This window comes from Streptomyces cahuitamycinicus (assembly GCF_002891435.1).
Taxonomy (GTDB): Bacteria; Actinomycetota; Actinomycetes; order Streptomycetales; family Streptomycetaceae; genus Streptomyces; species Streptomyces cahuitamycinicus.
Genome location: NZ_POUC01000663.1, coordinates 1 through 2,878, shown reverse-complemented (window position 1 = coordinate 2,878; position 2,878 = coordinate 1). Strand labels below are relative to the sequence as shown.

Here is a 2,878-nt window from a genome sequence, read left to right as displayed (position 1 = left end):
AGATGTGTATAAGATACAGAGCCCGAGCTGGGCGAGGCGGTGATCGATCGTCTCGATCAGGGGTTGGGCGCTGCCGCCGTGGCGGGCTTCGGGCCGATGGGGAGCACCGGGGTCGTCGGAGGGAGCTGAGTCGTAGAGGACCTCGAGCAGCGTCTGGTCGTCGGGGTGCTCGCGAGTGGCGATCCAGCCCTCCGGGTCTCCGGGCGGTCGCTTGGAGGACGGTTCTTGCGGCGGACTGATGACCAGGTAGCTGTCGTCGGGGAGCGAGACGCGCACGTTGTAGGTGCTGAGGCCGAACTCGATGTCGCACTGCAGTCCGCGTGCCCGCAGCGGCGTGATGACGTGTGCGTGGCGACGCCACAGCTCCTGCCACCACGGCGTGTTCACGTTGCGGTGGTCGGGAATCGGCGCGAGGGGAGCCGTTCGGGCATCTGAGGTGTTCGCTTCGTCAGCGGCCACGGCTTCTCCTGCGGGATGCTGGTGTCCGACGGGGCGGAGGCGTCCGGCGAGCGAGGTCGGCTTCCGGCTTCGGACCCGGACTGAGGTCGACTGCGTACTCGTCATAGACGGCGATCAGGTCATGCTCCAAGTGGGCTTCGCGGTCGGCGGTCTGCGCCATGAGGTCGTCGTGATCGGCCTGACACTGCTGGTAGTCGGCCCAGTCGGCGTCGCTGAAGTGTGCGGGGCGGTTCAGGGGTCTCCTTGCGGTCATGATCAGGTCGGGGCCTATCGGTGGCGACCGCTCGGCCCGGGTGGTGGAGGCGTCGGGCTTTGCTGCGGGGGAGATGGGCGGAAGAAGCGGTGGATGTCGAGGTGGTCGTTGAGTTCTTTGGCTGCGTCGCGGAGTGAGTCCGAGGAGCGGCGCAGGTAGGCGCGTGCTGTGGCGTGGTAGATGACCATCCGGTTCTCCGAGTGCTGCCGGTCGGTCGGGCCTGCGGAGCGGGGCAGGGAGAGGGCGATCTCCGCTGTCTCGGCGAAGGCGGGTACGGCGTGGCTCGATATGGTGGCGGCCGTCGCGAGGTGAGTGAGGACGGCGGTGCCGGCGCGGGTGGTGCTGTGGCTGCTGCGGGCGAAGTCGGCTGTCAGCTGGAGGATGTCCCGGGAGAGGGCCTGCGCCTCGGCGGCGTGCTGCAGCAGTTCGGCGTAGGACGGCGTGGCGGGCACTCGGCCTGCGTCGTCCAGCAGGTGTGTCTGCTCGGCGGCGGAGCGGAGTCTGGACTGCAGGGCGTCAAGAGAGTCGATCAGGTGGAGAGTGGCGTTGCGGGGTATCAGCTCGCGACGTGGGTCGGAACTCATGGGCTCCTGCTTTCAGTGCATGCGGGCGTCGGTGTCGAAGAGCGCCAGTTCGTGGCTGTGCAGGAGGTGCTGCACGATGAAGGATCGTCCGGCGACCTTCCACAGACCGCGCCCTCGGTTGAGGTGCGCGATGGCGTCCATCTCGACGGAGGTCAGTCCGAGCAGGGAGGCCGCGGCGTGGAGCTGGTCGGTCTCCTGGCGGTAGATGATCCGGGTGGAGCAGTCGGCGAGGAGTCCCTCGGCCAGGGCGCGGCCCTGTGATCCGGCGTCGCCGGCGGTGAGCAGGTCGGACAGCCGGTGGATCACCATGAGGTTGGCGATGCCGAGGCCGCGGGAGAGCTTCCACTGGGCCTGCATCCGCTGGAGCAGGCCGACGTGCCGCATCAGGCGCCATGCCTCGTCGTACACGATCCAGCGCCGGCCGCCGCTGGGATCGGAGAGGGCGGATTCCATCCAGGCGCTCGCGCAGGTCATCGCCAGGACGAGGGCGGTGTCGTCCCCGGAGCCGCTGAGGCGGGACAGGTCGATGGTGAGCATCGGCGCGTTCGGATCGAATGCGACGGTCGAGGGGGCGTCGAACATGCCGGCCAGGTCGCCGTGGACCAGGCGCCGCATGGCGTGGGCCAAGTCTCGTGCCGCGTCGCTGAGTTGGCCGGACATCATCCCGGCTGTCTCGTCGAGCTCGTGGGGGTTGTTGAGGGCGGCGGCGACGTCGCCGAGGAGCGGGGTGCGGTGCGTGTCGGCGGCGCGGGTGACGACGGCGTCGAGGGCGACGTCCAGGGCGGTGTGCTCCATGGGCATCAGGTCCCGGCCCAGGATGGTGCGGGCAAGGGAGCCGAGCAGGAGCAGGCGTCGTTTGCGGATCTCGCCGACCCAGTCGGCCTCGGCCACGCTCTCAGGGCGCGGGGCCGCGTCCAGGGGGTTCAGGCGACCCGGCAGCCCGGGCCCGAGGGCGACGGACCGGCCGCCGAGGGCTTCTGCCACCGGAGTCCACTCGCCCTTCGGGTCGCACGGTACGTAGACGCGGTATCCGAAGGCGACCGACCGCAGCGCGAAGGACTTGGCGAGGGCGCTCTTGCCCTGGCCGATCACGCCGGCGAGCAACAGGTTGGGGTTGGTGAATCCCTCGACTTTGCCGTACAGAGCGAACGGGTCGAAGACGAATGATGCTTCGGCGTGGACGTCGCGGCCGATGTAGATTCCCTCGGCGCCGAGTCCGCCTTCGGCTAGGAAGGGATAGGCGCCGGCCGCGACCGCGGTGGTCATGCGGTGGGCGGGGAGCTTCAGCCGGTTCCCGCGAGAGGAGGCGGGCCCGGGGCGTCCGCTCGGTGGGTAGAGCGGTGCGGGCATCTGGTGCTCGGCGGGCGTGCTTTCGCTCTGGTGGGCGTTGGCTTTGGCGGTGGCCTCGGCGAGCTGGCGGCGGGCGGCCTTGCGGCTGGCGCGGTCGGTGCCGTGGGGGGTGAACAGCGGGCTGGCGGAAGCGCGGCGGGCGCGACGGGCGGGCCGGTGGCTCATCGGGGGCCCTCGATTCTGCGGGTGGTGCTCATCGCACGCAGGCTGTGGTGCGGGGGCGGAGGTCGGT

General features: G+C 70.2%; 2 protein-coding genes and 1 pseudogene. All 3 read right to left on the bottom strand.

Features of this window, described 5'->3' with window-relative positions:
* A pseudogene (locus C1J00_RS41205) lies at positions 1-459 on the bottom strand (hypothetical protein); the annotation flags it as partial.
* A 267-nt stretch (positions 460-726) separates the two neighbouring features.
* On the bottom strand, positions 727-1,296 hold the full coding sequence (locus C1J00_RS41195; protein WP_102913948.1) for a hypothetical protein: 570 nt from the start codon (positions 1,294-1,296) through the stop codon (positions 727-729).
* A 12-nt stretch (positions 1,297-1,308) separates the two neighbouring features.
* Positions 1,309-2,811: a VirB4 family type IV secretion system protein gene (locus C1J00_RS41190; protein WP_102913947.1), complete on the bottom strand. Its 1,503-nt coding sequence runs from the start codon at positions 2,809-2,811 to the stop codon at positions 1,309-1,311.
* Positions 2,812-2,878: the final 67 nt, after the last annotated feature.

What these genes read in the sequence shown, in the direction of transcription:
- C1J00_RS41195 (WP_102913948.1), bottom strand. Translation starts at nt 1,296, where the DNA reads ATGAGTTCCGACCCACGTCGCGAGCTGATACCCCGCAACGCCACTCTC.
- C1J00_RS41190 (WP_102913947.1), bottom strand. Translation starts at nt 2,811, where the DNA reads ATGAGCCACCGGCCCGCCCGTCGCGCCCGCCGCGCTTCCGCCAGCCCG.